Annotated in this window: 22 protein-coding genes and 1 pseudogene; 12 read left to right on the top strand and 11 right to left on the bottom strand. The window is 63.1% G+C overall.

Translation table 11 applies throughout. The features are described 5' to 3' along the window. Positions 1–44 precede the first annotated feature (44 nt). Positions 45–917: pseudogene (locus tag AC1Q6C_RS24905) on the bottom strand (DUF2339 domain-containing protein); the annotation flags it as partial. Between the two features lie 121 nt (positions 918–1,038). Further along, on the bottom strand, positions 1,039–1,611 hold the full coding sequence (locus AC1Q6C_RS24900) for a TetR/AcrR family transcriptional regulator (protein WP_042920278.1): 573 nt from the start codon (positions 1,609–1,611) through the stop codon (positions 1,039–1,041). Positions 1,612–1,763: 152 nt separating this feature from the next. Between AC1Q6C_RS24900 and AC1Q6C_RS24895 the strand changes: the two genes are divergently transcribed. After that, positions 1,764–2,291, top strand: a complete 528-nt coding sequence (locus AC1Q6C_RS24895) for a cupin domain-containing protein (protein WP_007734488.1) — start codon at positions 1,764–1,766, stop codon at positions 2,289–2,291. Between the two features lie 35 nt (positions 2,292–2,326). Next, the gene (locus AC1Q6C_RS24890; protein ID WP_003945664.1) at positions 2,327–2,779 is read left to right on the top strand and encodes a MaoC family dehydratase; all 453 of its coding nucleotides are present in this window, start codon (positions 2,327–2,329) and stop codon (positions 2,777–2,779) included. Between the two features lie 4 nt (positions 2,780–2,783). On the opposite strand, the gene AC1Q6C_RS24885 is transcribed toward AC1Q6C_RS24890, so the two are convergent. Genes AC1Q6C_RS24885 through AC1Q6C_RS24870 form a run of 4 tightly spaced genes read right to left on the bottom strand, consistent with a single transcriptional unit; the run spans position 2,784 to position 6,576 of the window. Then, complete coding sequence (locus tag AC1Q6C_RS24885; protein ID WP_007734485.1) at positions 2,784–3,503, bottom strand: DUF1707 SHOCT-like domain-containing protein; 720 nt, start codon at positions 3,501–3,503, stop codon at positions 2,784–2,786. Positions 3,504–3,520: 17 nt separating this feature from the next. Then, a complete protein-coding gene (locus AC1Q6C_RS24880) occupies positions 3,521–4,153 on the bottom strand; it encodes a response regulator (protein WP_047269712.1) in 633 nt (210 codons plus the stop codon). Between the two features lie 28 nt (positions 4,154–4,181). After that, positions 4,182–5,405 carry a MacS family sensor histidine kinase gene (gene macS, locus AC1Q6C_RS24875; RefSeq protein WP_270008401.1) on the bottom strand — a complete coding sequence of 408 codons (1,224 nt, stop codon included), beginning with the start codon at positions 5,403–5,405 and terminating at the stop codon, positions 4,182–4,184. Further along, a complete protein-coding gene (locus AC1Q6C_RS24870; RefSeq protein ID WP_007734480.1) occupies positions 5,398–6,576 on the bottom strand; it encodes an AI-2E family transporter in 1,179 nt (392 codons plus the stop codon). The genes macS and AC1Q6C_RS24870 overlap by 8 nt, the downstream gene beginning before the upstream one ends. A 192-nt stretch (positions 6,577–6,768) precedes the next feature. Here AC1Q6C_RS24870 and AC1Q6C_RS24865 point away from each other — a divergent pair, with 192 nt between their 5' ends. Next, a complete protein-coding gene (locus tag AC1Q6C_RS24865; RefSeq protein WP_003945952.1) occupies positions 6,769–8,247 on the top strand; it encodes an adenylate/guanylate cyclase domain-containing protein in 1,479 nt (492 codons plus the stop codon). A gap of 9 nt (positions 8,248–8,256) precedes the next feature. Further along, positions 8,257–9,363: a lysylphosphatidylglycerol synthase transmembrane domain-containing protein gene (locus AC1Q6C_RS24860; RefSeq protein WP_058039159.1), complete on the top strand. Its 1,107-nt coding sequence runs from the start codon at positions 8,257–8,259 to the stop codon at positions 9,361–9,363. Here the strand turns inward: AC1Q6C_RS24860 and AC1Q6C_RS24855 are convergent. Beyond that, positions 9,360–10,040: a FadR/GntR family transcriptional regulator gene (locus AC1Q6C_RS24855; protein ID WP_492666861.1), complete on the bottom strand. Its 681-nt coding sequence runs from the start codon at positions 10,038–10,040 to the stop codon at positions 9,360–9,362. The genes AC1Q6C_RS24860 and AC1Q6C_RS24855 overlap by 4 nt on opposite strands. A gap of 163 nt (positions 10,041–10,203) precedes the next feature. Here AC1Q6C_RS24855 and AC1Q6C_RS24850 point away from each other — a divergent pair, with 163 nt between their 5' ends. The 4 genes from AC1Q6C_RS24850 to AC1Q6C_RS24835 all read left to right on the top strand — a co-directional run bounded on the left by AC1Q6C_RS24850 (position 10,204) and on the right by AC1Q6C_RS24835 (position 14,539). Next, entirely contained in the window at positions 10,204–11,940 is a 1,737-nt protein-coding gene (locus tag AC1Q6C_RS24850) for a 2-isopropylmalate synthase (protein ID WP_270008400.1), read from the top strand. A gap of 78 nt (positions 11,941–12,018) precedes the next feature. Next, entirely contained in the window at positions 12,019–12,567 is a 549-nt protein-coding gene (locus AC1Q6C_RS24845) for a YceI family protein (protein ID WP_003945643.1), read from the top strand. A 64-nt stretch (positions 12,568–12,631) separates the two neighbouring features. After that, entirely contained in the window at positions 12,632–13,009 is a 378-nt protein-coding gene (locus AC1Q6C_RS24840; protein WP_042920346.1) for a DUF3054 domain-containing protein, read from the top strand. Positions 13,010–13,066: 57 nt separating this feature from the next. Then, positions 13,067–14,539, top strand: a complete 1,473-nt coding sequence (locus tag AC1Q6C_RS24835) for a peptide MFS transporter (protein WP_003945468.1) — start codon at positions 13,067–13,069, stop codon at positions 14,537–14,539. 6 nt (positions 14,540–14,545) lie between these two features. Here AC1Q6C_RS24835 and AC1Q6C_RS24830 read toward each other — a convergent pair whose 3' ends face one another. From AC1Q6C_RS24830 to AC1Q6C_RS24820, 3 genes are all read right to left on the bottom strand, one after another. Then, the gene (locus AC1Q6C_RS24830; RefSeq protein WP_003945554.1) at positions 14,546–15,283 is read right to left on the bottom strand and encodes a sulfite exporter TauE/SafE family protein; all 738 of its coding nucleotides are present in this window, start codon (positions 15,281–15,283) and stop codon (positions 14,546–14,548) included. Positions 15,284–15,313: 30 nt separating this feature from the next. Next, positions 15,314–16,993, bottom strand: coding sequence for an NTF2-like N-terminal transpeptidase domain-containing protein (locus AC1Q6C_RS24825; RefSeq protein ID WP_064074132.1), 1,680 nt, complete (start codon positions 16,991–16,993; stop codon positions 15,314–15,316). A 107-nt stretch (positions 16,994–17,100) separates the two neighbouring features. Further along, positions 17,101–18,918 (bottom strand): penicillin-binding transpeptidase domain-containing protein, encoded by a 1,818-nt coding sequence (locus tag AC1Q6C_RS24820; protein ID WP_270008399.1) that lies wholly within the window; start codon positions 18,916–18,918, stop codon positions 17,101–17,103. Positions 18,919–19,014: 96 nt separating this feature from the next. On the opposite strand from AC1Q6C_RS24820, the gene abmR reads away from it, so the two are divergent. From abmR to AC1Q6C_RS24800, 4 genes are all read left to right on the top strand, one after another. Beyond that, positions 19,015–19,569 (top strand): ATP-binding transcription factor AbmR, encoded by a 555-nt coding sequence (abmR, locus tag AC1Q6C_RS24815; RefSeq protein WP_003945732.1) that lies wholly within the window; start codon positions 19,015–19,017, stop codon positions 19,567–19,569. A 218-nt stretch (positions 19,570–19,787) separates the two neighbouring features. After that, positions 19,788–21,389, top strand: a complete 1,602-nt coding sequence (locus AC1Q6C_RS24810) for an ABC-F family ATP-binding cassette domain-containing protein (protein ID WP_162114325.1) — start codon at positions 19,788–19,790, stop codon at positions 21,387–21,389. Positions 21,390–21,397: 8 nt separating this feature from the next. Then, positions 21,398–21,979 carry a hypothetical protein gene (locus AC1Q6C_RS24805; RefSeq protein ID WP_228401920.1) on the top strand — a complete coding sequence of 194 codons (582 nt, stop codon included), beginning with the start codon at positions 21,398–21,400 and terminating at the stop codon, positions 21,977–21,979. Positions 21,980–22,121: 142 nt separating this feature from the next. Then, entirely contained in the window at positions 22,122–22,892 is a 771-nt protein-coding gene (locus AC1Q6C_RS24800) for an alpha/beta fold hydrolase (protein ID WP_003945805.1), read from the top strand. An 18-nt stretch (positions 22,893–22,910) separates the two neighbouring features. Here the strand turns inward: AC1Q6C_RS24800 and AC1Q6C_RS24795 are convergent, their stop codons facing one another. Continuing rightward, complete coding sequence (locus AC1Q6C_RS24795; RefSeq protein ID WP_099697079.1) at positions 22,911–24,989, bottom strand: heavy metal translocating P-type ATPase; 2,079 nt, start codon at positions 24,987–24,989, stop codon at positions 22,911–22,913. Positions 24,990–25,070: the final 81 nt, after the last annotated feature.

Genomic DNA, 25,070 nt, shown 5'->3' with positions numbered 1-25,070 from the left:
CACCCGCTGAGCCCGACGAATCAAGCGAAACGGAGGTCGCCTGAAACACCCTCATCCACAGGTCTTGACAATATCTCCTCCGACGCTATCGCTGCGAGCAGTGCGAGAACCACCGGTACGGTGCGCGCCATGCCCAGGTACTTCCAGTCACGACCGAGCTGGGCGGAGAATGTCGCCGACTGGATCGCGAAGAGGAAACCGATGAGGGTCAACGATATTCCCGACGTCAACACGGGAGCCAGCAGCGCTGCTCCCAGAACGATCATGAGCGCCAGCGATTCGGAATCCCACTTCACGGCGAGGGCAACGCCGGCTGCGGCGATTCCGAAGGCAATCACCACCGCGAGCGGCGTCGTCACCCAACCGTAGAGAACGGAGGCTGCGACGACATCGAGATACATCCCTGCAAAACCTGTGGCAGCCAGGGCAATTGCCCCCACTTTGCCCCCTGGCCGTCCGTGGACCCGCACCCCGGCAAACACCAAGGCGCCGGAAAGGAGCGCACCGCCGAGCACCCGCAGCGGAGGTCCGAAGAATCCGGCCTGCGCTGCAAGTACCAGCAGCATCACGACTCCGATCAGTGTGACGGCAACACCGGCCGCGGCCAGGAGTCGACTGATGACACCGTCGCGTTGCCACCAGGGCTGGCGAGGTGCCGCAACCGGATACGTCGGCGGCTGCCACGCGGGCACGCTCTGCTGAGGACGCATTGGAGGCACCTGCGGCACCTGTGGCGCCGGAGATGCGGGTGCCGGAACTACCGGCATGGGCGGGGTCGCAGTAGCCGAGGACAGCTGAGTCTGCAGGATCGACAGGTTCTGGCCCATGTGACGCAACTGCCGGCCGATGCTGTCGCACTCGGCCGAGAGGGCGGTCACCAGTCGCGGATCGACGGCGGAAAAGCTCGGTGTGGTCATGGCTTCGAGCTTGCTGCGTGGCCGAACCGATCAGATGAGTAGTACTACTCGATCAGCCTGAGGACTTCTCGTACTCAACTGAGGACACCTTCGACTGACTGCATCATCGACTGACAGGGCACTAACGCCGAGGTGCCGCGTTCCGCAATCGTTCGGACAGAAGCCGACCCGAAGTGTGAAGCGGAGCGGGATCCTGACGCGCCCGAGCAAGGACCAGCGCGCCCTCGAGTGCGGACAGAGCGAGAATTGCCTCGGACTCGGCGTCTTCGCGGGACCAACCGTCTGCCTCGAGGCGCTGAGCCAGCAGTGCGAGCCACGAGTTGTACCCGTCCGCACAAGCACCGCGGATGACCTCGGATTCGGTTGCGGCATCCAGTGTTGCCGTAGCCAGGGCGCATCCACGTTCGTAGTCCGAATCCGACAAACGCGCAGCCAATGCGGCGGCGAATGCCGAGATCGCGGTGGCTGCATCGGGTGAGCTCTCCAGCAGGTGCCGGATGAAATCGGCCATTGCCTCGCCACGTCGTCTCAGAGCCTCGCCTGCGAGTTCTTCCTTGCCGCCGGGAAAGTGAAAGTACAAGGAACCTTTGGTAGTCGCACTAGCCGAGAGAACTTCCGACACACCCGTTCCGGCGTAGCCCTTCCGCTGCAACAGATCGGCAGCGGCATCGACCAACAAATCCCTCGTAGACATACGTTCAATATACCGATCAGTACACATATCGACAACAGTTGAAGTGCATAAATTGTCAAAACCTTGCATCACTAGACCGATTGGTACATGATTCGGGAATCAACAAACCGGAGCGCGGCCAACGACGCTCACGACGACGAAGGACTGAATCGATGTCACCGAATTCCCCGAACAACACCACCACGACCGTCCTCGGACCGGACGAAGACCTCGCCGGGACCCTCGCGGCCACCGGCGTCCGGATGATGGTTCGTAACAAACAAACCGAGGGAGGTTTCTCTCTTGTACAACACCGCATCGCTCCGCATTCGATGACCTCACCGGTCCATCGCCACAGCCGGGAAGACGAGTACACGGTGGTTCAAAGTGGCCGCGTCGCAGCGATGGTCGGAGACGAGGTCGTCTACGCGGAGACCGGCGCCATGATCTTCAAACCGCGTGGCCAGTGGCACGCCGTGTGGAATCCCGACGACGCTCCAGCGCGGATTCTCGAAATCATCACGCCCGGAGGAATGGAAGACCTGTTCGAACTGATGCCGAAACTACTGGCCGAAGCAGGTTCCGCCGCGGAATCGGTTGCAGCGCGGGTAGAAGCAGACTTCGGGATCGAATTCGATCTCGTTGCCACCGCCGAGATCGCACAGACACACGGTGTGGGATTCGGCATCGAAAGTCACTGACCGACTGTCAGCACCTACCGATCGAAGGAAGATTCATGCTTGTACTCACCGGAGCAGAAGACCTCAGCGCCAACCTGAACCAAGAGCTGGGCGTCAGCGACTGGCACGATGTCACCCAGGAGTCCATCGACGAGTTCGCCCGGGTCACCGGCGACGATCAGTGGATTCACGTCGATGTGGATCGCGCGAAGGAGTCACCGTTCGGCGGAACCATCGCGCACGGCAACTACACGCTCTCACTCGGCCCCAAGTTCTCGTACGCAATGTTCTCGCTCGAAGGTTTTGCGTTTGCTCTCAACTGCGGATTCGACAAGGTCAGGTTGCCTGCTCCGCTTCCGGTCGGCTCTCGTGTCCGCATGCGCGCGACGTTGAGCAAAGTCGAACCGATCAACGGCGGTGTCCAGATCACGGTGACGCAGACGTTCGAACGAGAACACGGTGACAAGCCCGTGTGCGTCGCCGAGATGTTGACCCGCGCGTATCACTGAAAGGTCAGGAGCCGAACATCTTTCGGATCGTGGTACCGAAGGGATGCTTCGCGGTGACACTGCCGAATCGCACCTTGCCGTGCACCACCAGATGCAGCGGGCCCATCTGTGGGCCGGACCGAACCTTGTTCGACGCGCTTCCCCCGACTGCCTCGACACCGTTCATGTCCACCGTCGCCTCTTCGGGAACGATCAGTGAAATCGAGCTGGCGTAGTCGTCGATCGAGATGTTCACGACCTGCGTCTGCATCACCGCACGCGTGAAATCGATAGTCACACTGGACATTCTGGTGTCGACCACGACAGCTGGTGGAACGATCCAGGCACCGTTCCGCGTCACCGTCGCCATTCGTCCACGGATCACGGCAGCATTTGCCGCTCCGTAAGTACCTACAACCGGAGCCCCGACGGGAGCGCGGTAAGGCGGGCTCGGGTGAACCGGCGGCGGTTGGGGTTGGTACGTCGGCGCCGGGTAGGGCTGGCCTTGGTACATCGGCTGACCCGCATTGGGATACGCGGGTGGGTCGTAGTCGGAGATCAGTGTGATGCCCGGAAGATCGGCGAGAACCGAGTTGAGCTCACCTCGTGTCTTTGCGGCCAAGGCAGTGTCCATGCGCTCGGTGAACTCACCGAGCGAGAGCATCCCTTGACCGACAGCTTTCTGCAGCAGCTCGCCGACATGCTCTCGTTCGGCATCGGATACGCGTAGATTCCTGGCCTCCATGATTTCCAGGATAAACGTTATTCGAGACCTTGTTCTATCGCGTATCGCGTGAGCTCGACGCGATTGGCCAACTGAAGCTTCCGAAGCGTTGCCTGCACATGGTTTTCGACGGTCCGGTGGCTGAGCGAGAGCCTCGTGGCGATCTGTTTTGCGCTCAGCCCCTTGGCGACAAGACGGAGCACTTCGGTCTCACGGTCGGTGAGCCGAGGCAGCTCGGGTGCGCGATCGTCGGCCGGTGCCGTCGACATCCGGCGGTACTCACCGAGCACCAATCCGGCGAGGCCGGGGGTGAAGACGGCTTGTCCGTCGAAAGTCGCTCGCACGGCCTCGAGCAGTTCCGCCACCGAAGCACTCTTGACCAGGTAACCCGACGCTCCGGCTTTGACCGCGTCGAGGACGTCGTCACGTTCGGCAGAGGCCGAAAGCACCAGTACCTTGCTCTTCGGCGAAACCTCGAGAACTGCGGTGGTGGCGTCGGCACCGTTTCCGTCCGGCAGGTTCATGTCCATCAGAACCACCGCCGGTTGCACGGCGGCGGCCCGGCGGCGCGCACTCTCGACACCCTCCGCCGTGGCGCTCACGGTGAAGCCGGCAGCTTCGAGGTCCCGGGAGACACCGTCGCGCCACATCGGGTGATCGTCGACGACCATCACCGTCACCGGATTCTCGCCATGTTCGTCAGCCACGCTCACTTTTCCCCTTCGGAACGTTGATCTCCCATTCGGTGCCCTCCCCCGGCCCGGTTTGCAGGACTGCAGTGCCGCCGAGCACCTGCACTCGACCGAGAATGGACTTCGATACTCCCATGCGGCCTTCGGCTTCGGCCTGCGCCAAGCGACCCTCGGGGATTCCGACGCCGTCGTCGCGGATGCTGACGATCACCTCGTCCGGCAAATCTTCGAGCAATACGTATGCCTTCGCCGCGGGCCCGGCGTGCAGCCCGACATTGGACAGAGCATTGTCGACGATGGCTGCCAGTTCGATGGCTCGATCACGCTCGATCACGACGGGGTGCGCGGGCGTCGACACCGACACTGACGTGCTTGCCTGTGTGGTCAGCAGCGGACACAGATCCACTGTCTGTCCGCCGACGTCTGCCGCGGCGCCCGAAACCTGCTCGGAGATCAGCATTCTCAAGGCGACCTCCTGCTCACCGGCCAGAGCAGCCAGTTCAGCTGCCTCGCCGCCGAGTGCCGCACCTCGCCTGCGCACCATCGCCAGCACCTGCAGAACGCCATCGTGTACTTCGCGTGCCAAACGCTCGCGCTCTTCGGTGGCCGCCGCCAGACGGACGGCTTGCTCGAGTTGTCGATGCGAGCGCCGAGCGGTGGTGGTGGCCAAGCCCAACGCCAGGCCGACCGATACGAGCACGGGAGCCGTCGCATCGCGCCAGAGGTCCAGGTTGACCTGGTCGCGGATGATCGCGCTGGCCGCCGAGATGACAACTCCGGACGCCATACCGAGCCACGGCCCGCCGAGAATTGCCGCGGAGATGACCGCGTTGGTGGCCCACAGCGTGGTGGGCAGCGTCTGGTGATTCTGATACCACTCGTGGTCGGAGACCAGCCTCGTCGACGCCATCAGCAACATGACGACCACCTGATCGGCGATCACCACCTGATACCGCGGCAGCTTCTTCCCGAACAAAGCACCGGATGTCCCGAGCAACAGTGCCGACACCCCGGTCCACACGGCCATCAGAGCGACGAAGAACCAGCTGAGCCGAGAGTTGGTGTAGTCGGAGGCCGAGGCGAACTGGTAGCTGATCGCGTACACCAGCGTGACGAGCCGAAATGCCTGCGCCGCCCGCCACAGCGGGGCATCAGGGTCGGTGTCGACACCCGACGCCTCGCGAACGGTCGGCTGATAGTGCAGCCGACGACGGCGGGTGGGCTCAGTCATCGGGAGGAGTGGGGTTCACGATGCGAGGCTCGGCGCGCGGCTCGTCGGGTTCGGCGGGGAACAGTGGGGTTTCCGGATCTTCGACGTGCAGTTCGGCGTACGCGATGTCCGGGTCGTCGGCGAGGAGGGAACGAATAGCGGTATTCAGGACCGCGACGATCGGGACAGCCAAGAGCCCGCCGACGATTCCAGCGAGAACGATGCCCGTTGTAATGGCGAGAACGACTGCCAGCGGGTGCAGGCGAACAGCGCGACCCAACAACAGCGGTTGCATCACGTGCGCTTCGAGCTGCATGACGCCGATGATGATGCCGAGGACGATCAGCGCCGTCAGGAAACCCTTCGTGACCAGAGCGACAAGCACCGCGAGAAAACCGGTCAGAAATGCACCGACGATCGGAATGAACGCGCCGATGAACACCAACGACGCCAGCGGCAGGGCGAGCGGCACCCCGAGGATCGCCAGGCCGGCACCGATACCGATCGCGTCGGCGGCGGCAACCGCGACCGTGGCGCGCACGTAGCCGATCAGCGACCCGAAACCTGCAGAACCGGCGATCCGTACGCGACGACGCGCGTCGGTGGGAACGATCCGGGTGACGAACTGCCAGATCTGGTCGCCGCCGTAGAGGAAGAAGATGAGAGTGAACAGCGTCAGCAATGCCCCGGTGAAGATCTCGCCGATGACTGTCGCCGTGGTCAAGGCGCCGCTGGTCAGGGACTCACGATTGGATTGCACCGACTTGACGACCGAATCACCTGCCTGGCGGATCTGATCCTCGCTGAAGTGCAGCGGACCGCTGGTGAGCCAGTTCTGAATTTGCGTGACGCTGGCCGTGAACTGGTCGGTGAGCTGGGGCAACCCGTCGATGAACTGCTCGACGACAAACGTCATGATTCCCGCGACCAGCCCGATCGAGGCAAGCAGAACGACGATGACGGCTGCCGAGCGGGGAACACCCCACACCTGTAGCCGATCGACAATCGGGATCAGCAGAGCTGATGCCAGCAGAGCCAGCCCCACCGGGATGAGCACGGTTTCGAGGCGGAGTACGACGTACCCGAGAACCAACAGTCCGGCGAAGATCACAATGAGGCGCCACGACCATTCCGCAGCGATGCGCACGCCGGGATGCACCGCCCGAGCGTCGGCGGAGATGGGTTTGTTCATCCTCGATGCTCGCTCCGCACGCCCCCTGTTTGCGTTCACATCGCGAGCCTAACCGGCCCGGCCGACACAGGTGAGCGGACGAATAATCGGACGCGCGTACCAACACTTCGACCTCTGCCAGCTAAATTGAACCCTGTGCGGGCCTCATACAGAGCAATAGCGGTGACCATCCGCAGCCGGTGGCCCCTCTATATGCTCTCCATGCTCGCAGCCAATCTGATCGGCGCGGTACTGGTCTTTGCCTTCGTCCGGTACGGCGTGCCGATCCAGGAGTCCGACGCGATAGTTGCCGACCGGGTCCGCAACTTCGCGATCTTCGGCGTGTACCTGGCATTCGCCGGCGCCGTCAGCCTCACGGCGGCGGCGATGATGTTGAAGTCGGTCATTCGCTGGCGGCTGCGCGGGGGTCCACCGACGAGGTCCGAGCAGATGGCGGCACTGCACGCGCCGCTTCGCCAGGCCATCGTCCACCTGGTGCTGTGGATTCTGGGCGGCATCATCTTCGTGTTCCTGACCATCACCGAGATGCCCGGACTCGCGATCGCCGTGATCGTGACGGTCTGCATGGCCGCGACCACGACCTTCGGGTTCACCTACATGCTCGGCGAGCGCATTTTGCGTCCGGTCGCCGCCCAGGCCTTGAGCGAGGGCGAATTCGATCGGACCATGGCGCCTGGCGTCGGAACCCGGCTGGCGATGACCTGGGGTCTCGGCACGCTGATGCCCGTCGCAGGCATCATCTTGCTGTGCTCGACGCAGCTCACGACCGATCTCGAGTTCTCCCCCGACTCGCTCGCGTGGGCGATCCTGCTCATCTCGATCATGGCGATCGTGCAGGCCTTTGCGCTGTCGATGCTGACGGCTACCCAGATCTCCGATCCGATCCGCCAACTGCGACGCGCCATCGAGCGGGTGCAGCGCGGCGCCACCGACGTACGCGTCGAGGTGTTCGACGGCAGTGAGATCGGCCGGCTGCAGGTCGGCTTCAACCGCATGATGAAAGAGTCCGACGAACGTCGTCTGCTGCGTGAGCTGTTCGGTCAGCACGTCGGCGAGGACGTGGCCCGGCGCGCGTTGAAGTTCGGTACCGAGCTGGGCGGCGAAACTCGATTCGTGGCAGTTCTGTTCGTCGACATGGTCGGATCCACCGGTGCCGCGGCCGAGCGCCCGCCGGGTGAAGTGGTCGAGCTGCTCAACGAGTTCTTCCGTGTGGTCGTCGACGTCATCGATCGTCACCATGGTTTTGTCAACAAGTTCATGGGTGATGCGGCACTCGCCATCTTCGGTGCACCACTCGATCGGCCCGACGCTCCGACGGCAGCCCTCGCTGCGGCTCGCGAGCTGCGGTTCAAGCTCAACGACATCACCGGCCTCGACGTCGGAATCGGTGTGAGCGCGGGGCTCGCGGTCGCCGGCAACATCGGTGCTGCCGAACGTTTCGAGTACACCGTGATCGGTGATCCGGTCAACGAGGCGTCACGGCTCACCGAGCTCGCGAAACTTCGGCCCAGCCGGGTGCTGGCGTCGACGAGCGCGTTGTACTTCGCCGACGAAGAGGAACAGGCCGAGTGGGAACTCGGCGAGCAAGTCCAACTGCGTGGGCGCCGACGACTGACGCATCTGGCGTGGCCCGAAAAGTATCCAGAGGTCGATCCGGATCAAATTGGTTAGGGTGAGTCGATGGCTCAGCCTGGAAACACCCCACGGCGACTGAGACGACCACGCTCGCCCGTGGCCGAGACCAGTCGGGCCAGAGGGCGCTTCTGGTGGCTGAAGTGGGTGCTCGGGATAGCACTCATCGCCCTCCTGATAGTCGAAGGCGCATATCTCTGGCCCAGGCTAAGTGAGGCCTGGCGGGTCCTGACCGAAATCCATTGGGGTTGGGTGGCCGCGTGCGTCGCGGCCCAACTCATTTCACTCAGCGGTTACGCGTCCGTTCAACAACGTCTGCTCAATGCCGCTGGTGTGGTTGCCGGTCACCTCAAGAACCTCTCGGTCATCTATGCCAGTACGGCAATGGCGCTGACGTTGCCTGCGGGCCAGGTCTTCTCCACTGCGTTCACGTACAAGCAGACTCGAAAGTGGGGCGCTACACCGGTTGTCGCATCCTGGCAGTTGGCGATGTGCGGTGTCATCGCCGCCGCGACTCTGGCACTACTCGGCGCTACCGGCGCGGCGGCGTTCGGCACCAAGGTCAGCCCGGTGACGCTGACGATTTCGCTCGTCGGCATGGCAGCACTGTTTCTGGCGTTGCGATACATAGCCCAGAATCCCGGCAGCATCGAGCGCATCGGGCACCGAGTTCTGGCGCTGTACAACCGTTCTCGCAAGAACCCGACCGGGCGCGGTATGCACCGTTGGTCCGAAATCCTCAAGCAACTGGATTCGGTCGAGCTCAGCCGCACCGACTCGGTCATCGCATTCGGGTGGTCGGCCATCCATCGTGTCGCCGATGTCGCTTGTTTGGGTTTCGCATGCTGGGCGGTGGGCGCGGAACCCTCCTTCGCGGGGCTCCTGATTGCCTTTACCGCCGCCAAAGCAGTCGGCAGCATTCCGCTGCTGCCCGGCGGGCTGGGCTACGTGGACACCGCACTGATCACCGCGCTGACGATCGCCGGTGCCAGTGGAGCGCAGGCAATTGCGGCATGGTTTGTATATCGGATGGTCAGCTTCGTCGGGGTCGCTGTCGCCGGTTGGATCGTCTTCTTGATCACTTTCCGTGCAACCCACCACGAAGACCTCGAGATGGACCTCGAGTTCGAACGCCGCGAACAGCCGGGCGTCTAGCGTCGCAACGCTGCCGCGATGTCGTCGAGGTGTGCCCGACTGATCCGTACGGCTGCCTCCGCGTCGCCGGCTTCGATGGCGTCCACCAACATTCGATGCTCGTCCGCGTCGGGCTGGCTGTGGGGATGCAGGTCCAGAACCGCGATCAACTCGATCAACGCAGCCCGCAGACGCGGTACAAAGGTCTCGAAGAGTTCCGACAGCACGGGATTGTGTGCCGCGTCCACCACTGCTCGGTGGACGGCGATGTCGGCGTCGACGAACGCTGCGTCGCCAGAGTGCGCTGCGGCAGTTCTACCGTCGAGCGCTTGCCGCAGAGCCGCGACGTCAACGGCATCGCGCCGCTGCGCGGCGAGGCGAGCTGCTTCGATCTCGACCGCGTTGCGCACCTCGACGACGTGAAGGATCGCCTCGGCTTCGAGCACTCGGGGCCACTGATCCGGAGGCGTCGTACTCCGTAGGAAGACCCCGGCGCCCTGCCGCGATTCGAGCATGCCGAGGCCCGCGAGAGTCCGCACTGCTTCCCTGATAGTGGACCGCCCGATACCCAACTGCGCAGCAAGAGTGGTTTCACCTGGAAGTTTGGCGCCGACTTCCCATTCACCGCTCACGATCCGCGCGCGTAGCAACTCCGCGGCCTGGTCGGTGAGCAGCCGACGCTCGACGATCGGGGACACGTGAACTCCTCAGGTTGTCTGATAAGTAATTTCGTTCTAGTGTAGCCCGCATGGCTACAGGAGCACTCCTTCTCGACTGCCGCGGCGGGGCCTGAAAGACCGGCACCCCTCCGCGGGGTTTCGCCATGCCGGTCTCTCGACTCGACCGCAGGAGAAACCGAAGATGAGTACTACCCGCGCCAACCGCTGGAACAACCAGAAACCGTCACCCATGCCGTCCGAGCGCTATCGCGCCGCGTGGGATCGCGTCGACATTCCGACTTTCGAGCGGACGTGGCCGTCCAATCGCACCACCGCGGCGCCCCTGTGGGTGCCCGTCGATCTCCGTGACGGCAACCAAGCCCTCGCAGAACCGATGGACCCCGAACGCAAGCGTCGAATGTTCGAACTGATGGTGGCGATCGGCTACAAGGAAATCGAGGTCGGCTACCCCTCCGCGAGTCAGACCGATTTCGATTTCGTTCGCGACCTGGTGCGCTTCGATCTCGTTCCCGACGACGTCACTATCGTCGTATTCACTGCCGCGCGTACGGATTTGATCGAACGGACATATCAATCGATCGAGGGGCTGCCTGACGCGGTCGTCCACATGTACACGGCGACTGCGCCGACGTGGAGAAACGTCGTTCTCGGCAAGGAGCGAGAAGAGTTGCACGACATGATTTTCCGCGCCGCGCAAGACGTTGCTCGTGGCGGCGAAGGCCACGACGGCTGGCGATTCGAGTTCTCACCCGAGGTCTTCAACCTCACCGAACCCGACTACATCCTGCAGGTCTGCAACAGTCTCACCGAACTCTGGGACGCCAGCCCCGATCGCCCGGTCATCCACAACCTCCCTGCCACAGTCGAAATCGCCACCCCCAACATCTATGCCGATCAGATCGAATACATGCACCAGAATCTGGCCCGACGCGATTCGGTAATCCTCTCGGTCCACCCGCACAACGACCGCGGCACCGGCGTTGCGTGCGCCGAACTGGCAGTGCTGGCCGGCGCGCAGCGCGTCGAGGGATGCCTGTTCGGCAACGGCGAGCGGACGGGCAACGTCGACCTGGTCACACTGGGGCTGAATCTGCATGCACAGGGCGTCGATCCGGAAATCGACTTCTCCGACATCGACAAGATCCGTCGAACGGTGGAGTACTGCAACAGAATTCCCGTCCACGAACGCCACCCGTACGGCGGCGATCTCGTGTACACGGCATTTTCCGGAACCCACCAGGACGCGATCAAGAAGGGCTTCGCGCATCACTACGAGAGCGCGGAGGCTGCCGGCGTCGATCCGGGATCGGCGCCGTGGGCGGTCCCTTACCTGCCGATCGACCCCGCCGACGTCGGCCGCGACTACCAGGCGGTCATTCGTGTGAACAGCCAGTCGGGCAAGGGCGGAATCGCATATCTGCTGCAGACCGAGTACGGGGTCGAACTCCCCCGGCGCCTGCAGATCGACTTCGCCTCGCGGGTGCAGCTCGAAACCGACGACTCGGGCACCGAAATGACTGCCGACCAACTGTGGAAACTGCTGCTGCGCGAGTACGGGTACAACGGAGGAGTGCGTCGGTACTCACTGGAACACACCGCCGACGGTGATCAGTTGTTCGTTGCCATCGATCGCAACGGGCGCGAGGTCACCGCCGCGGCCAGTGCGTCCGGCCCAGTCGAGGCATTGAGCAAAATCCTGACCGAACAGGGCTCGGCCGTCGAGGTCGTCTCGCTCACCCAGCATTCACTGCCCCGCAACCCGAATTCTTCCGGGAGTGCGAATTCGGCAGTCACCATTGCAGAGTGCGTGGTGAACGGTGAAGGACGCTGGGGCATTGCGGTGCATCAGTCGGTGACAGCGTCGGCGCTTCACGCGGTCTATGGCGCAAGCACAAACACTGTGATGCAGCTCACATGATCTTGCGGAAGGATTTCCCGGGGTCCATAGTTGAAGCTACAAGAACTTGAACATTCAACTACTTATTCAGGAGCTTCCATGACCACCGCAACCTTGCCCGCATTGACCGCCGGAACCTGGGTCATCGACACCGTCCACTCCACTGTCGGATTCTCGGTTCGCCACCTCATGGTTTCCAAGGTTCGTGGAACGTTCGACGAGTTCTCCGGAACGATCACCGTTGCCGAAGACGGAACCCCCGCCGTCGAGGCCGAGATTTCCGTGGACTCCATCAACACCAAGAACGAGCAGCGCGACGGCCACATCAAGTCCGCTGACTTCTTCGACGTCGAGAAGTTCCCGAAGGCCACCTTCAAGTCCACCGCAGTGCGCTCCAAGGGCAGCGACTTCGTCCTCGCCGGCGACTTCACGCTCCACGGCGTCACCCGCGAGGTCGAGCTGAACCTCGAGTTCAACGGCGTCAACCCGGGCATGGGCCAGGGCCCCGTCGCCGGATTCGAGGCCACCACCGTCATCAACCGCAAGGACTTCGACATCTCCATCGAGATGCCCCTCGAAGGCGGCGGAGCAGTTGTCGGCGACAAGATCACGATCACCCTCGAGATCGAAGCCGGCCTCCAGGCCTAACAGCACTGTGCGCCTTTATTAACCGCCCGCGGTTAATAAAGGCGCACAGTCGTATGGTGTGAGCGTGAAGAAGTACGCACCATTCCTGCTGATCGACGCCATTCTTGTCATAATCTTCTGCGCGATAGGGCGCCGTACCCACGAAGAAGCCAATGCGCTCGCCGGTCTGGCGAAGACATCCTGGCCCTTCCTGACCGGCCTGGTGATCGGATGGGCTGCCACGTTCGCGCTCTACCGCGACAAGTTCAACGCCGTTCTCCTTGTTCCCACCGGCGTTGTCGTTTGGCTCGGCGCCGTCGTCATCGGGATGATCCTGCGAGTGTTGAGTGGCCAGGGCACCCAGTTCAGCTTTATCGTCGTCGCGACGCTGGTCCTCGGCGCGTTCCTTCTCGGTTGGCGCGCACTCGCTCCGCTGGTAGTGAGAATCCGCACCAAGTCGTAACCAAACTCCACGGCTCGGAACTACCCGAAATGCCCGAGCACGTAGGACACTTTTCGGATGAGCAACACTACGGAGCCCGTCGAACGTAGCGAGAAGGAAGACCGGGGGTTCTTCGGCCAACCCTTTGCGCTGGCGAACCTGTTCGGCGTCGAGATGTGGGAGAGATTCTCCTTCTACGGGATGCAAGGCATCCTCATCTACTACCTGTACTACAGCGTCAGCGACGGCGGCCTCGGCATCAGCCAGGCGGCAGCGACCAGCATCGTCGGCGCGTACGGCGGCACCGTCTACCTGTCGACGATTCTCGGGGCGTGGGTGGCCGACCGACTGCTCGGCTCCGAGCGCACGCTCTTCTACAGTGCTTCGCTGGTGATGGCCGGCCACATCGCACTGTCGGTTCTTCCCGGCATGTGGGGTGTCGGCGTCGGCCTCGTCATGGTCGCCTTCGGCAGCGGCGGCTTGAAGGCCAATGCGACCTCTCTGGTCGGAGATCTCTATTCCGAACAGGATGTTCGCCGCGACGCCGGATTCTCCATCTTCTACATGGGCATCAACATCGGCGGTCTCGTCGGTCCGCTGCTCACCGGAGCCGTCCAGGACGCCTGGGGATTCCACGCCGGTTTTGCTCTCGCTGCCGTCGGCATGGCGCTCGGCCTGATCCAGTACACGCTGGGCCGCAAGCATCTTCACGGAATCGGTGCCGAACCCGGCAACCCGTTGCCGGCGGACAAGCGCGCACTCTACATCGGGATCGGCATTGCCGCGATCGTCGTCGTCGCGGTCGCCTCCGTCACCGGTTTGATCACGGCGGACAACATGTCCGACGTCGTTGTCGGACTCACGATCGTCGCGTCGGTCGGTTACTTCCTCCTCATGCTCACCAGCAAGAAGGTCACCAAGGTCGAACGCAGTCGAGTCTTTGCATTCATCCCGATGTTCATTGCGAGCGCGGCCTTCTGGTCGCTGTTTCAGCAGCAGTTCACCACCGTGCCGGTGATCTCAGACAAGCTCCTGGACCGCAATCTCTTCGGTTGGGACTTCCCGCCGACGTGGGTGCAGTCGATCAATCCGGTGTTCATCATCATCTTTGCCGGTGTGTTCGCAGCGATGTGGACCAAACTCGGTGACCGTCAGCCGTCGTCGCCGATCAAGTTCGCGCTCGGCACCGGCACGATGGGTCTGGCGTTCCTGGCGTTCATCCCGATCACCGGGGGCGGACCGAACAGTGCACCGCTCCTCGGCCTTGCCGGTGTGCTTCTGCTCTTCACCTTCGCCGAACTCTTCCTGTCCCCCGTCGGCCTTTCCCTTGCAACCAAACTCGCGCCCGAGCATTTTCACACTCAGATGGTGGCGTTGTTCTTCTTGTCCGTTGCATTGGGTTCTTCGATGGCGGGAACCTTGGCCGGTTACTTCGACATCGACGACAGTCGCCCGTTCTTCCTGATCATCGGTTTCTCGTCGATCGGAATCGGAGTGATTCTTGCTCTTGCCTCGCCGTGGATCAAGAAGCTGATGCAGGGCGTGAAGTAGACGGGCTCACTTCACCCACAACCACAGAGCCAACACGAATCCCGCTATCGCTACTGCCACACGCAGTACCGATGGCGGGATTTTCTTGACGACGGGCGGGCCACACCAACCTCCGGCCAACGCGCCGAGCGCCATCGCCAACGCGGCCACCCAATGCACCTGTCCAGAGAAGGCGAAGATGAGTGCAGCCACAAGATTGGCGATGCCGAGAAAGAAACTCTTCAGGATCGTTGCACGCCACACCGTTTCGGAAGTGAGGATGAGCGTCGCAGCCAGGAAGATGACGCCGGCACCGGCACCGAAATAGCCCCCGTATACCGCGACGGCGAACAGTGCTGCGGAGTAGATTCCGGGGCGGTCACCGCCGCCGGACAACTCACGAATCTTCGGTTGCAGCAGCAGCGCGAGCGAGGCGAACACGACCATCGCCGGCACAACGGATTCGAACGAACCTTCCGGTGCCAGCCACAGGATGAGGGCACCGATGATGCCACCGGCCGCCGAATAGAGAGACCAGCGAACAAGTTTCGGACCGGTATCGGCAACTTCACGGGACGAGTTCGCCAACGCTCCGACGCCGACGGCCACCAACGCGACGGTATTGGTCATGTTCGCGCTGACCGGTGAGAGCCCGACGCTCAGCAGCGCCGGATACGAAACGATCGATGCAAGACCGGTGACAAAACCGACTAGACCGCTGAAGAATCCCGCTACGACGAGGAAAAGGAAATCGAGCAGGTTCACGAACCAGGAATCTACTCGCGGTGCCCGGTACTACTTGTCGGCAGGCTTGCCGAGTTCCTGGAAGAGCTTGTCCGTCATCTGCATTGCTCGATCACCGCCGTCGGCGTCTGCGACGAACACCGCGAACGCGAAGTCTCCGCGTGATCCGTAGAACCAGCGATCGTCACCGCTCGCTGCACCGGCCGCCATCATGTCCGGGTACCCAGCCAGTCCGCCGGCGCCTCGCATGGCGTCACGCAGACGATTGTTGACGTCGCCGGGCAATACCGTCGGCGTGACGTCGGCGGTAGCCGGTTGTCCGAAGACCATCATCGGCATCGGGGCACTGCCGCGGGCGATCGATGCCGCGAGCATCGCCATTCCGAACGGAGTTACCGTCGGTGTGCTCGCGTCGTTGGACGTCTTGTTGGCCATGACGTTGTTCATCGCCTGGTCCACGCCGGGGCGGTTCGCGGCAAGCACTGCTGTCTGCTGTTCGAGTCCCTGAATGTGGAAGCCGTTGCCGAGTCCGAGTTGCTGCCCGGTGTCGGCCAACTGCTCGGGTGACACGGCGCCGGGGTCGACGCCGTTCTGCATCGACGATGCGAGACGGACCAGATCGAGGGCGCCGCCGGCCGGGCGCAACCCGGTGAAGGCGATCGGGCCCTGTTCGATGGCCTGATTGTTCTGTGCGGCAGCCAGAATGGCGCCGTCCGACGGGCGGATCGCGACGATGGCCGCAGGAGTACCTGCACTGACGACAGCTTCGATCGCGGCGAGTTGAGCGTGCGAGTCGAGGGTCGCGGCGACGTCGGGCCCGGGAGGTCCTTGGAAGCCGGCTTGCTTGATCGGGAATCCGTTGGGCTCGACCAGATTGACCGCCCAGCCGGCGGTGGCGTCGCGATTGGCCTGCCACACGGTCCGCAGTGGGTCCAGCAACGGCGAGTTGATTCGACGGTCGGAGGCGATCAGCTTGGGTGTCTTGACCACGACGACACCGGGGATCGCAAAATCGCTTTCCAGGTAGGCGTAGTCGGGATCGCGGAGCAGTACGGCGGTGACGGGCTTGCCGGGGTTTGCGGCGAGGTCGGCCAACATCGACTCCGAAGTGACCAACGGGGCGACAGGTTCGAGCACCGTGGCGAGGCGACGAGTGGTGTCGACGGGGTCCGGCATGGTGGCCGGGTCGAGAGTGATCGCGTTGATGGTCTGCTCGTTCATGAGCAGGGTGCCGGTGCTGTCGACTACCTTCGGCGGCGCTGCGTCCGTGCGGGTGTACGAAACGGTGCGACCGTTGCCGAGGTCGGGGACGAGGACCGACGGGTCCCAGGACACACGCCAGCCGACCGACAGATCACGAACCTCACCCTGCGACTGGTAGCTCCAGTCCTTGCCTTCGCCGAAGTTCCAGGACGCGTCGAGTGTGAAGAGTCCGGAGTCGCTACCCAGATCCATGACCTGAGCGACGTCGAAGTCGGTGGACTTGGCGGCCAGTCCGTCGAACATCTGCTGGATCGACGGCCGCGCCGCGTTGGGGTACGACGTGAGCGCCGCGGCAGCTTCGGCGTCGTGGTTGTTGAGGGCGGTGACGAAGTCCTCCACCACCGAGGCGGCGTCGGATTTCTTCTCCCCACCGATGACACACGACGCGAGCGCCACTGTCAGAACGACAGCAGTTATCGACGCAACGACATATTTTCCACGACGGTTGTGCTGTCCTCCGGGCCCCATGCATGTAACTCTTTACTTCTGTCACACGAGTAACAAGCACGGGATGCCTACGAACGTGTCACGGTTGAGCTACGACGGTGTGATCCAACTGCAACGGAAAACAGGTTTCAGCGCAGAAAAGTGCCCGCTACCTGCACTGCAGGCGAAGAGCTGTCCGCACCCGCGATGAATACCGCAAATGCGAGGTCTCCCTTGATTCCGACGAACCACCCATGTGCCGGGCCACCCTCGGTTTCGGCCGTGCCGGTCTTGCCGAGAAGCCCCGGAATGTCCTGCAACGACGTCGCCGTACCGCCTGTGACGGTCTCGCGCATCATCACCCGCAACTGTTCGGTCACCTCCGCGGGAGCCGGTACAACGGTCTGATCTGCCACGCCGGGCTGTCCCTTGACCAACATCGGCGCGGGTGTCGTTCCGTTGGCGATCGAGGCCGCCACGAGAGCCATCCCGAAGGGCGTGGCGGTCACCGTGCCCTGTCCGATCGCGGACTCGACGCGTTCGGCGGGGGTGTTCGCGTCAGGGACGTTGCCCGTCACCGTCGTGAGTCCGGGGGTGACGTAGTCGACGCCGAGCCCGAACTGCAGCGCCGCTTTGTGCAGAGCATCGGCGGGCAGACCGACGGCCATCCTCGCCATTGTGGTGTTGCACGACTTCGCGAACGCGGTGTGCAGCGGAACCGATCCGAGGTCGAACTCGTCGTCGTTGGGAATCTGACGGCCCTCGATGTTCTCGGTACCCGGGCACGGCAGAACGGTGTCCGGTGTAGCGACGCCGGCTTGCAGGGCCGCGGACGTCGTCACGGTCTTGAACGTCGAACCCGGTGGGTACAGGCCGGTCAGAGCGATCGGGCCCTGTGCGTCGGCGGGGGCGTTCTGGGCCACCGCCAACACCGCTCCGGTCGACGGCTGCAGCGCAACGATCGCCGCCTGTTGTGTCACCCCGGCGAGCGCATTCTCGGCCGCGAGTTGCATCGGTCGGTCGATCGTTGTCGCGATGTTCGGAGCAACCGGCCCGTCTTGGCCGGCGACGGTGGTGACGGTTCCGTTCTGCTTCACCTGCTGTACCGCCCAGCCCGCGGACTTGTCCTGCCCCTCCTGCCACAGATCGGACAACCCACTGAAAGTCGGCGACGCCAGAGTTTTGTCCACCGAGAGCAACCGAGCCTGCGGCGCCAAGCTCACTCCGGGAATCGCCGCCAACCTCTCCTCGATCGGTGCAAGATCCTCGGCCCGCAAAGTGATTGCGGTGACCGGCTTCCCACTTGCCGACGCAAGATCGCCGCTCAGCGATGCCGCCGTGATCGTCGGTGCGATGGGCGAGAGAAGGGCCGCCACGGCTGCCGTGTCCACCGGGGGCACCGCGGCGGAATCGAGATTGACCAGCGTCACCACCTGCTGCTCCATGATCGGCTGGCCCGCCGCGTCCAGCACCGACGGCGGAGCACCGGTGGTGGGTGTGTAGCGCAAGGTCGTCGAGGAGGTCAGGTCCGGAGCCAACAGCGCCGGGTCCCACTGAATCAGCCAGTTGTCCCCGCTTTTCGACGCGTTTCCCTGCGTCGAGTAGTTCCAGTCCTGACCTTCACCGAACTTCCACGCCGCATCGAGTGTGAACGTCCCCGCAGAATCACCGGACTCGGTGGCGTCGGAGACGGTGAATGTTCCCTCGTCCTTGCCCAGCCCGTCGATCAGAGCCGAAATCGCAGTCGACGCCGCCGCCGGATCGGTGGTCAGGGCTGCCGCCGCTTGCACGTCATCGGAGGTGAGCGCGGAGGCGAACTCCTCTGCCACTGATTTCGGCTGGTCAGGGCCAGAACTGCAGGCAACTACCGATCCTGCGGCCAATACCCCCAGAGCCACGGCAGCCACGGGACGACGGAAAGTTCGGAAGCTCTGACGAGCGTGTGAAAGGCGCACGACTCCGATCATGCCCGAATTTGTGGCGCCAGTTCGACTATCGGTGTAATCATGTAATCAGTGCAATAAACGCACGCGACACTCCACCAGCTCTCCGAGGAGAACGCCATGAAGAACTCACAAAACTCCGGCGACCGCAGGTTCGGCCGTCCCGGAGGTTGGCAACAGGCTTCGGTTCCCGACGCGAGTGATGCGTCCGACTGGTTTGCCGGTCGACTTCCAGATGACTGGTTCACCGGAACGGCCGACGTCCAGGTCGACCGCGAAGAAATCGTCGTGATCGGTGAACTCCCCGCAGTCGACGGTGGCGAGGCCGCCGCGGACGGAAGGATCTCACGCTTTCGCGAAACCACGCGCGCCGACCGGATGCGCATCGCCGACGAGGCCGAGGCTCGCTACGGGCGCAAGGTCGCCTGGGGTGTACGTCTGGACGAAAAGACCGTCCTGTTCACACATCTCGCAGTTCCGGTGATGACACGACTACGTCAGCCCGAACGCAAGGTTCTCGACACCTTGGTGGACGCGGGAGTTGCTCGCTCCCGAGCGGACGCTCTCATGTGGACAGTCCGGTTGGCGGGCAAGCACAGCGAACAATGGCTCACCGAACTCCGCGAAGCGATGTCGAAGGTCGACGACCTCCGATCCGAGGGTCCGAAAATCTGACGGCCCGAAAATCTGAGCACCGAACACCGACGAGACCGACAGCACAGAATAATTCGATTGCACGGGACCGTTCGAGTGTTCTAACCTGGAACACGAATCATTCCCGACAGAACAGGAAACGGGCCGTTGCTCCTCTAGAGGTTCATCACGCGAAGGCACTCGCACCCATCAGCACTTGCTGAGCCGGGCGCACAGTCCAAGCACCCTCTGGAGTACTCATGACCCAATCCCATCTTTCTCTGTCGCTCTCGGATCTCACCTTCATCTGGCCGGACGGCGAATCAGTCTTTTCCCACACCAATTTTGTATTCCCCAGTGGCCGTGTCGGTCTCGTGGGACTCAACGGATCGGGAAAGTCGACTCTGCTGCGGTTGATCGCGGGAGAGCTCTCACCGGAATCCGGATCCGTGACCGCTTCCGGCGAGGTCGGCTACCTCCGTCAGGACATCACACTCGATCCGAGCGTTCGGGTGGATGACATCCTCGGTATCCACGAACTCCGAAACGCATTGCACCGCATCGAAACCGGCGACGGCTCCGAATCCGACTTTGCGCTCGTGGACAACAACTGGGATATCGAGGAGAGCGCCCTCTCCACCTTGCATCGACTCGGCCTCGAGAAGGTGGTTCCGGATACCGCAGCATTGAGCCGAACTGTCGGCACCCTCTCCGGCGGAGAGACCGTCTTACTCGGCTTGACCGCAACGCTGCTGAAGAATCCACAGGTACTTCTCCTGGACGAGCCGACCAACAACCTGGATCGCGACGCTCGATCACGAGTTCATGCTGCAGTCCAACAGTTTCCGGGAACCGTGCTGATCGTCAGCCACGACCGGGAACTGCTCGACACCGCGGAGTACACGATCGAACTACGTCGGGGGGATCTACGCGTGTTCGGCGGCAACTACTCGCACTACCAGGAGGTCGTGACCGCTGAGCAGGAAAACGCACTCGCCACCGTTCGCGACGCCAAGGCCGATCTGGCAAAGCAGAGCCGCGAGCTGATCGACGCTCGAACGAAACTGGACCGGCGTAAGCGCTATGGGCAGAAGATGTTCGAGAACAAGCGGATGCCGCCGATCATCGCGCAGACACGAAAACGTCAGGCCCAAGTTTCAGCGGGAAAGCTGGCCCTCAACCATATCGGGAAGGTGGACGAGGCCAAGTCTGTCCTGTCGGAGGCAGAGGAACTCCTTCGAGACGATCGCGAGATTCGTCTGGATCTGCCTGCTACAGAGGTTCATCCGGGGCAGCAGGTTGCGCGGCTCGACGAGGTGACGTTGCGGAGCGGCCAAGTGGTATCGCTCCAGATCACCGGGCCGGAGCGGATTGCGATAGTGGGACGCAACGGAATCGGCAAGACGACGTTGCTCGATGCACTCGCCGCGTCGACTCCGTTCGTAGCCTCTCGTGCGCTCCCCCAACGTCTCGACGTGTTCGACGAGGACCTCTCGGTGGCGGACAACGTCGCGTTGGCCGCGCCACACGCGACAGCCGAGGAAATTCGCGGGCAGTTGGCACGGTTCCTTTTCCGGGGAACGGATTCCGACGTATCGGCATCCGCACTCTCCGGCGGTGAACGATTGCGTGCGGCGTTAGCCACGATCCTGCTGGCCGAGCCCGCGCCCCAGCTGCTTCTTCTCGACGAGCCGACCAACAACCTGGACCTACCGAGTCTCGCCCACCTCACGCAGGCACTTTCCGATTTTCGCGGCGCCATGGTGGTGGTGAGTCACGATCTGCCGTTCCTTCGCGGCATCGGCATAACGCGATGGATCAGCATGGACGAGACTGGTATTCGAGACATCGATCCCGAGTAGGCCGACGGTTGACGCTGTCGGTGCTCGACGGTCTGGCCTACCGTGGGGCGATGTGCCTTCACCTCGACGCAACCGCCGCGCTGTCGCTCGCAGGTTGGGTTCGCGAAGAACCCACTCGATCGGCCTCTGCCCCAGTTCCGCAACCACTGGTCGGCGGTTGTGACCAACTCGTAGTGTGGGCGAGTTCGTTCTCCGTACTTGCCAGCTCCGACGACCAGGTGTGGTTTCTCTCGGCGGAGAACTATGCCGGTGGCGTTGGCGTCAGCGATGAGGCGTTTCCCTGGAATGCGTTCCGGCACGAGAGCCTGGCGGTCGCTTCCGGGCCGGCGGAGCGCGCGGCGATCAACGCCTTCTGGTCCACTCACCTCCCGGTCCTGCTGTCGGTGCGCAATGGGTACGAGTACTTGGCGCTCGCACCCGACGGTCAGGTTGTCCGTGGAGGAGAGCCGGAGTTCGAGGAGGTCACCATCGTCGCCGCTGATTTCGAGGCTCTGATTCGGGGCATAGCCGCAGGCGTCAGCACTGCAGACCCCTCCACCGATGCATTGCTTGGAACAGTGGGTACTGCCCCGCCGGGCAGTGACCGGTAGCTCTGGGGGAGGCCGAGTTGACGGCCCGACTGTTCGTGAGAGTCCACGCCATCCGTCGAATGGGACCGGACGACTACTCGAGTTCACGTGCGTAGCAACTGGCACCCATACTGGACGGGTGTTGCACGACGTGAGAAATCCGGTGGACGGTGCGCGGATCACCTATCAGATCGTGGGCGATGGCCCACCCCTGTTGATGGTGCACGGCACAGCGTTGTCGCGCTCCATCTGGCGTGGCTTCGGGTACGTCAAGGCACTTCAGGAGCAATATCGTCTGATCCTCGTCGACATGCGGGGTCACGGACGCAGTGACAAACCACACGACTCCGATTCGTATGCAATGGATCTGGTGGTCGGCGATCTCCTGGAGATCCTCGACACGGAGTCTCCGTTCGAACCGGCACACGTCCTCGGATACTCGTTCGGCGGACGCTCGGTGATGTCGCTGACAGTCGAGCACTCCGAACGGGTGCGATCGCTGACCGTCGGGGGCGGTAGCAGCCGACCGATGACGGGCGCGTTCGACGCATTGTTCTTCCCGGGCTGCATCGACGTACTCGAAAGCGGCGGTATCGAGGGATTTCTGACCGGTTGGGGCGTGAGGCGCGGCAAACCGGTGGATCCTCAGACTGCGACTGCCTTCCGAATCAATGATGCCCTCGCGCTCGCTGCCTACATGCGCCGCGCAGAGAAGGAGCACGGCATCGACGACGCCGTGCTGCAACGGATCACCACACCGGCGTTGTTGTTCGTCGGATCGAGAGATCGCGAGCGCCTGCCGGATACCGAGCATCTCGCGTCGCTGATCCCGGACAGTGCCTTGACTGTGATCGAAGGGGCTGACCACGCAAGCGCAGTCGCAGACTCCGATGCTGTACTGCGTGCGCTCATTCCGTTCCTCAGCCGACAGTAGTCCGCCTTGAACCTCTCGCTACTGCGATGTGAGCACTCTCGACTCCAGCGCGGTCACCGGTGGTTGCCGCAAGTCCAAGCGCCTCAACAACTGGGCATTCGCGGCAACGACCACAGTGGATACCGACATCAGGATTGCTCCGACCTCCATCGGCAGCACGAACCCGACGGGCGCCAGTACTCCCGCAGCGAGGGGAACCGAGATCGCGTTGTATCCCGCTGCCCACCAAAGGTTCTGAACCATCTTCCGGTAGGTGGCGCGGGAGAGCTCGATGACCGAGCTCACCGAACGCGGATCATCGCTGGCCAGAACAACTCCCGCCGACGCGATCGCCACGTCGGTTCCGGCACCGATCGCGATGCCCACATCCGCCTGGGCGAGTGCCGGCGCATCGTTGACCCCGTCACCGACCATCGCCACGCGGTGGCCCGCAGCCTGAAGCCGAGATACCTGCGCTCCCTTGTCCTGCGGAAGCACTTCGGCGAAAACTTCGTCGATCCCGAGCCTGCGAGCCACCGAATGGGCCACGGCCTCCGCGTCTCCGGTGACCATGGCCACCCGCACACCGCGAGCATGGAGGGCGTCGACGGCCAATGCTGATTCCGGGCGAATCTCGTCGGCCAATGCCAATGCGCCGATTACCTTCTCGTCACGCACTACATGCAGGACGGTCGACCCGTCACTGAGCCACTCTTCGGTCCCCGGGATCGCGGTGGCCCCGACCGATCGCAGCATCCCCGGTCCGCCGACACCGACGCGTGCACCGGCGACGTCCGCAGCAACCCCGATCCCGTTGTGCGCCTGAAAGTCGGAACCCGAAGTGAATTCGAGCGACAACTCCCGCGCCGCCGCGACGACGGCGCGCCCGAGTGGATGTTCGCTGTCGAACTCGACGGCAGCCGCTGCGCTGAGAACGTCGTCATCGGAATACCCGTCGACACCGCGTACACCGACCACTGCGGGCTCCCCCTTGGTGAGAGTGCCGGTCTTGTCGAAGAGAACGGTGTCTACGTTACGCATCGCCTCGAGGGCCATGCGGTCGGTGATCAAGATCCCAGCCCGAGCCGCCCGTTCCGTCGCGATCGAGACGACCAGTGGAATCGCCAACCCGAGCGCGTGCGGGCAGGCGATCACCAGAACGGTGATCGTCCGGGTGACTGCGCTCTCCGGGGTGCCCCAGATACTCCAGGCGATCGCGGTCAGCACTGCCGCGCCCAGTGCGTACCAGAACAGCAGAGCAGCGGCCTTGTCCGCCAACACCTGCGCGCGACTCGACGAGTTCTGGGCTTGTTCGACCAGGCGCCGGATACCGGCGAGCGCGGTGTCTTCTCCCACGGCGGTGACTCGAAGCCGAAGTGCCGAGTCGGTGGCTACCGTGCCGGCCACCACCTGATCTCCGACAGTCCGGCGGACGGTCTTCGACTCGCCTGTAATCATGGATTCGTCCATGTCGGCGCTTCCCTCGACCACCGTTCCGTCCGAGGGAACACGGGCGCCGGGACGAACTATCACCAGGTCGCCGGTCGCCAGAGCTGCGGTGGGCACGGTTTCCACCGATTCCCCCACCACCCGTTCTGCCTCGTCGGGCAGCAAAGCGGCAAGTGAATCCAAGGCGCTCGATGTCTGACTGAGCGAACGCATCTCGATCCAGTGGCCCAACAACATGATCACGATCAGAAGCGCGAGCTCCCACCAGAAATCGAGAGTGTGATCCACCCAGTGCAGACTCGCAGCCCATGACGCGAAGAAGGCCACGGTGATCGCGAGCGCGATCAACAGCATCATTCCCGGCTGCCGAGAACGGATTTCGGCAACAGCGCCGGTGAGGAACGGCTTGCCACCCCAGAAGTACATCACCGTGCCGAGTACCGGTGAGATCCATTCCACCAGAGAGTTTTCCGGCAGTGTGTACCCGACCAGATCAGCGAACATCGCGTCTGCCGCAACGACCGGAACCGCGATGACCAGCATGACTGCAAACAACGTCCGGAACTGTGCGACGTGATCCCCGTGACCACCGTGTGCCCCATGCTCCATCTGGCCATGGCTCATCTCGCTATGGTCCATCTGGCCATGGTCCATCTGGCCATGGTCCATCTGACTGTGATCCATGTGGCGGTCATCCCCTCGCGTGTGATTGCAGCACAGCACCGGTCAAGCCATCAGCCTCGAACGTAT

Source organism: Rhodococcus sp. MT28 (genome assembly GCF_058792695.1).
Note: the sequence above shows the minus strand (reverse complement) of the source record. Positions and strands in the feature narration are given on the sequence as shown.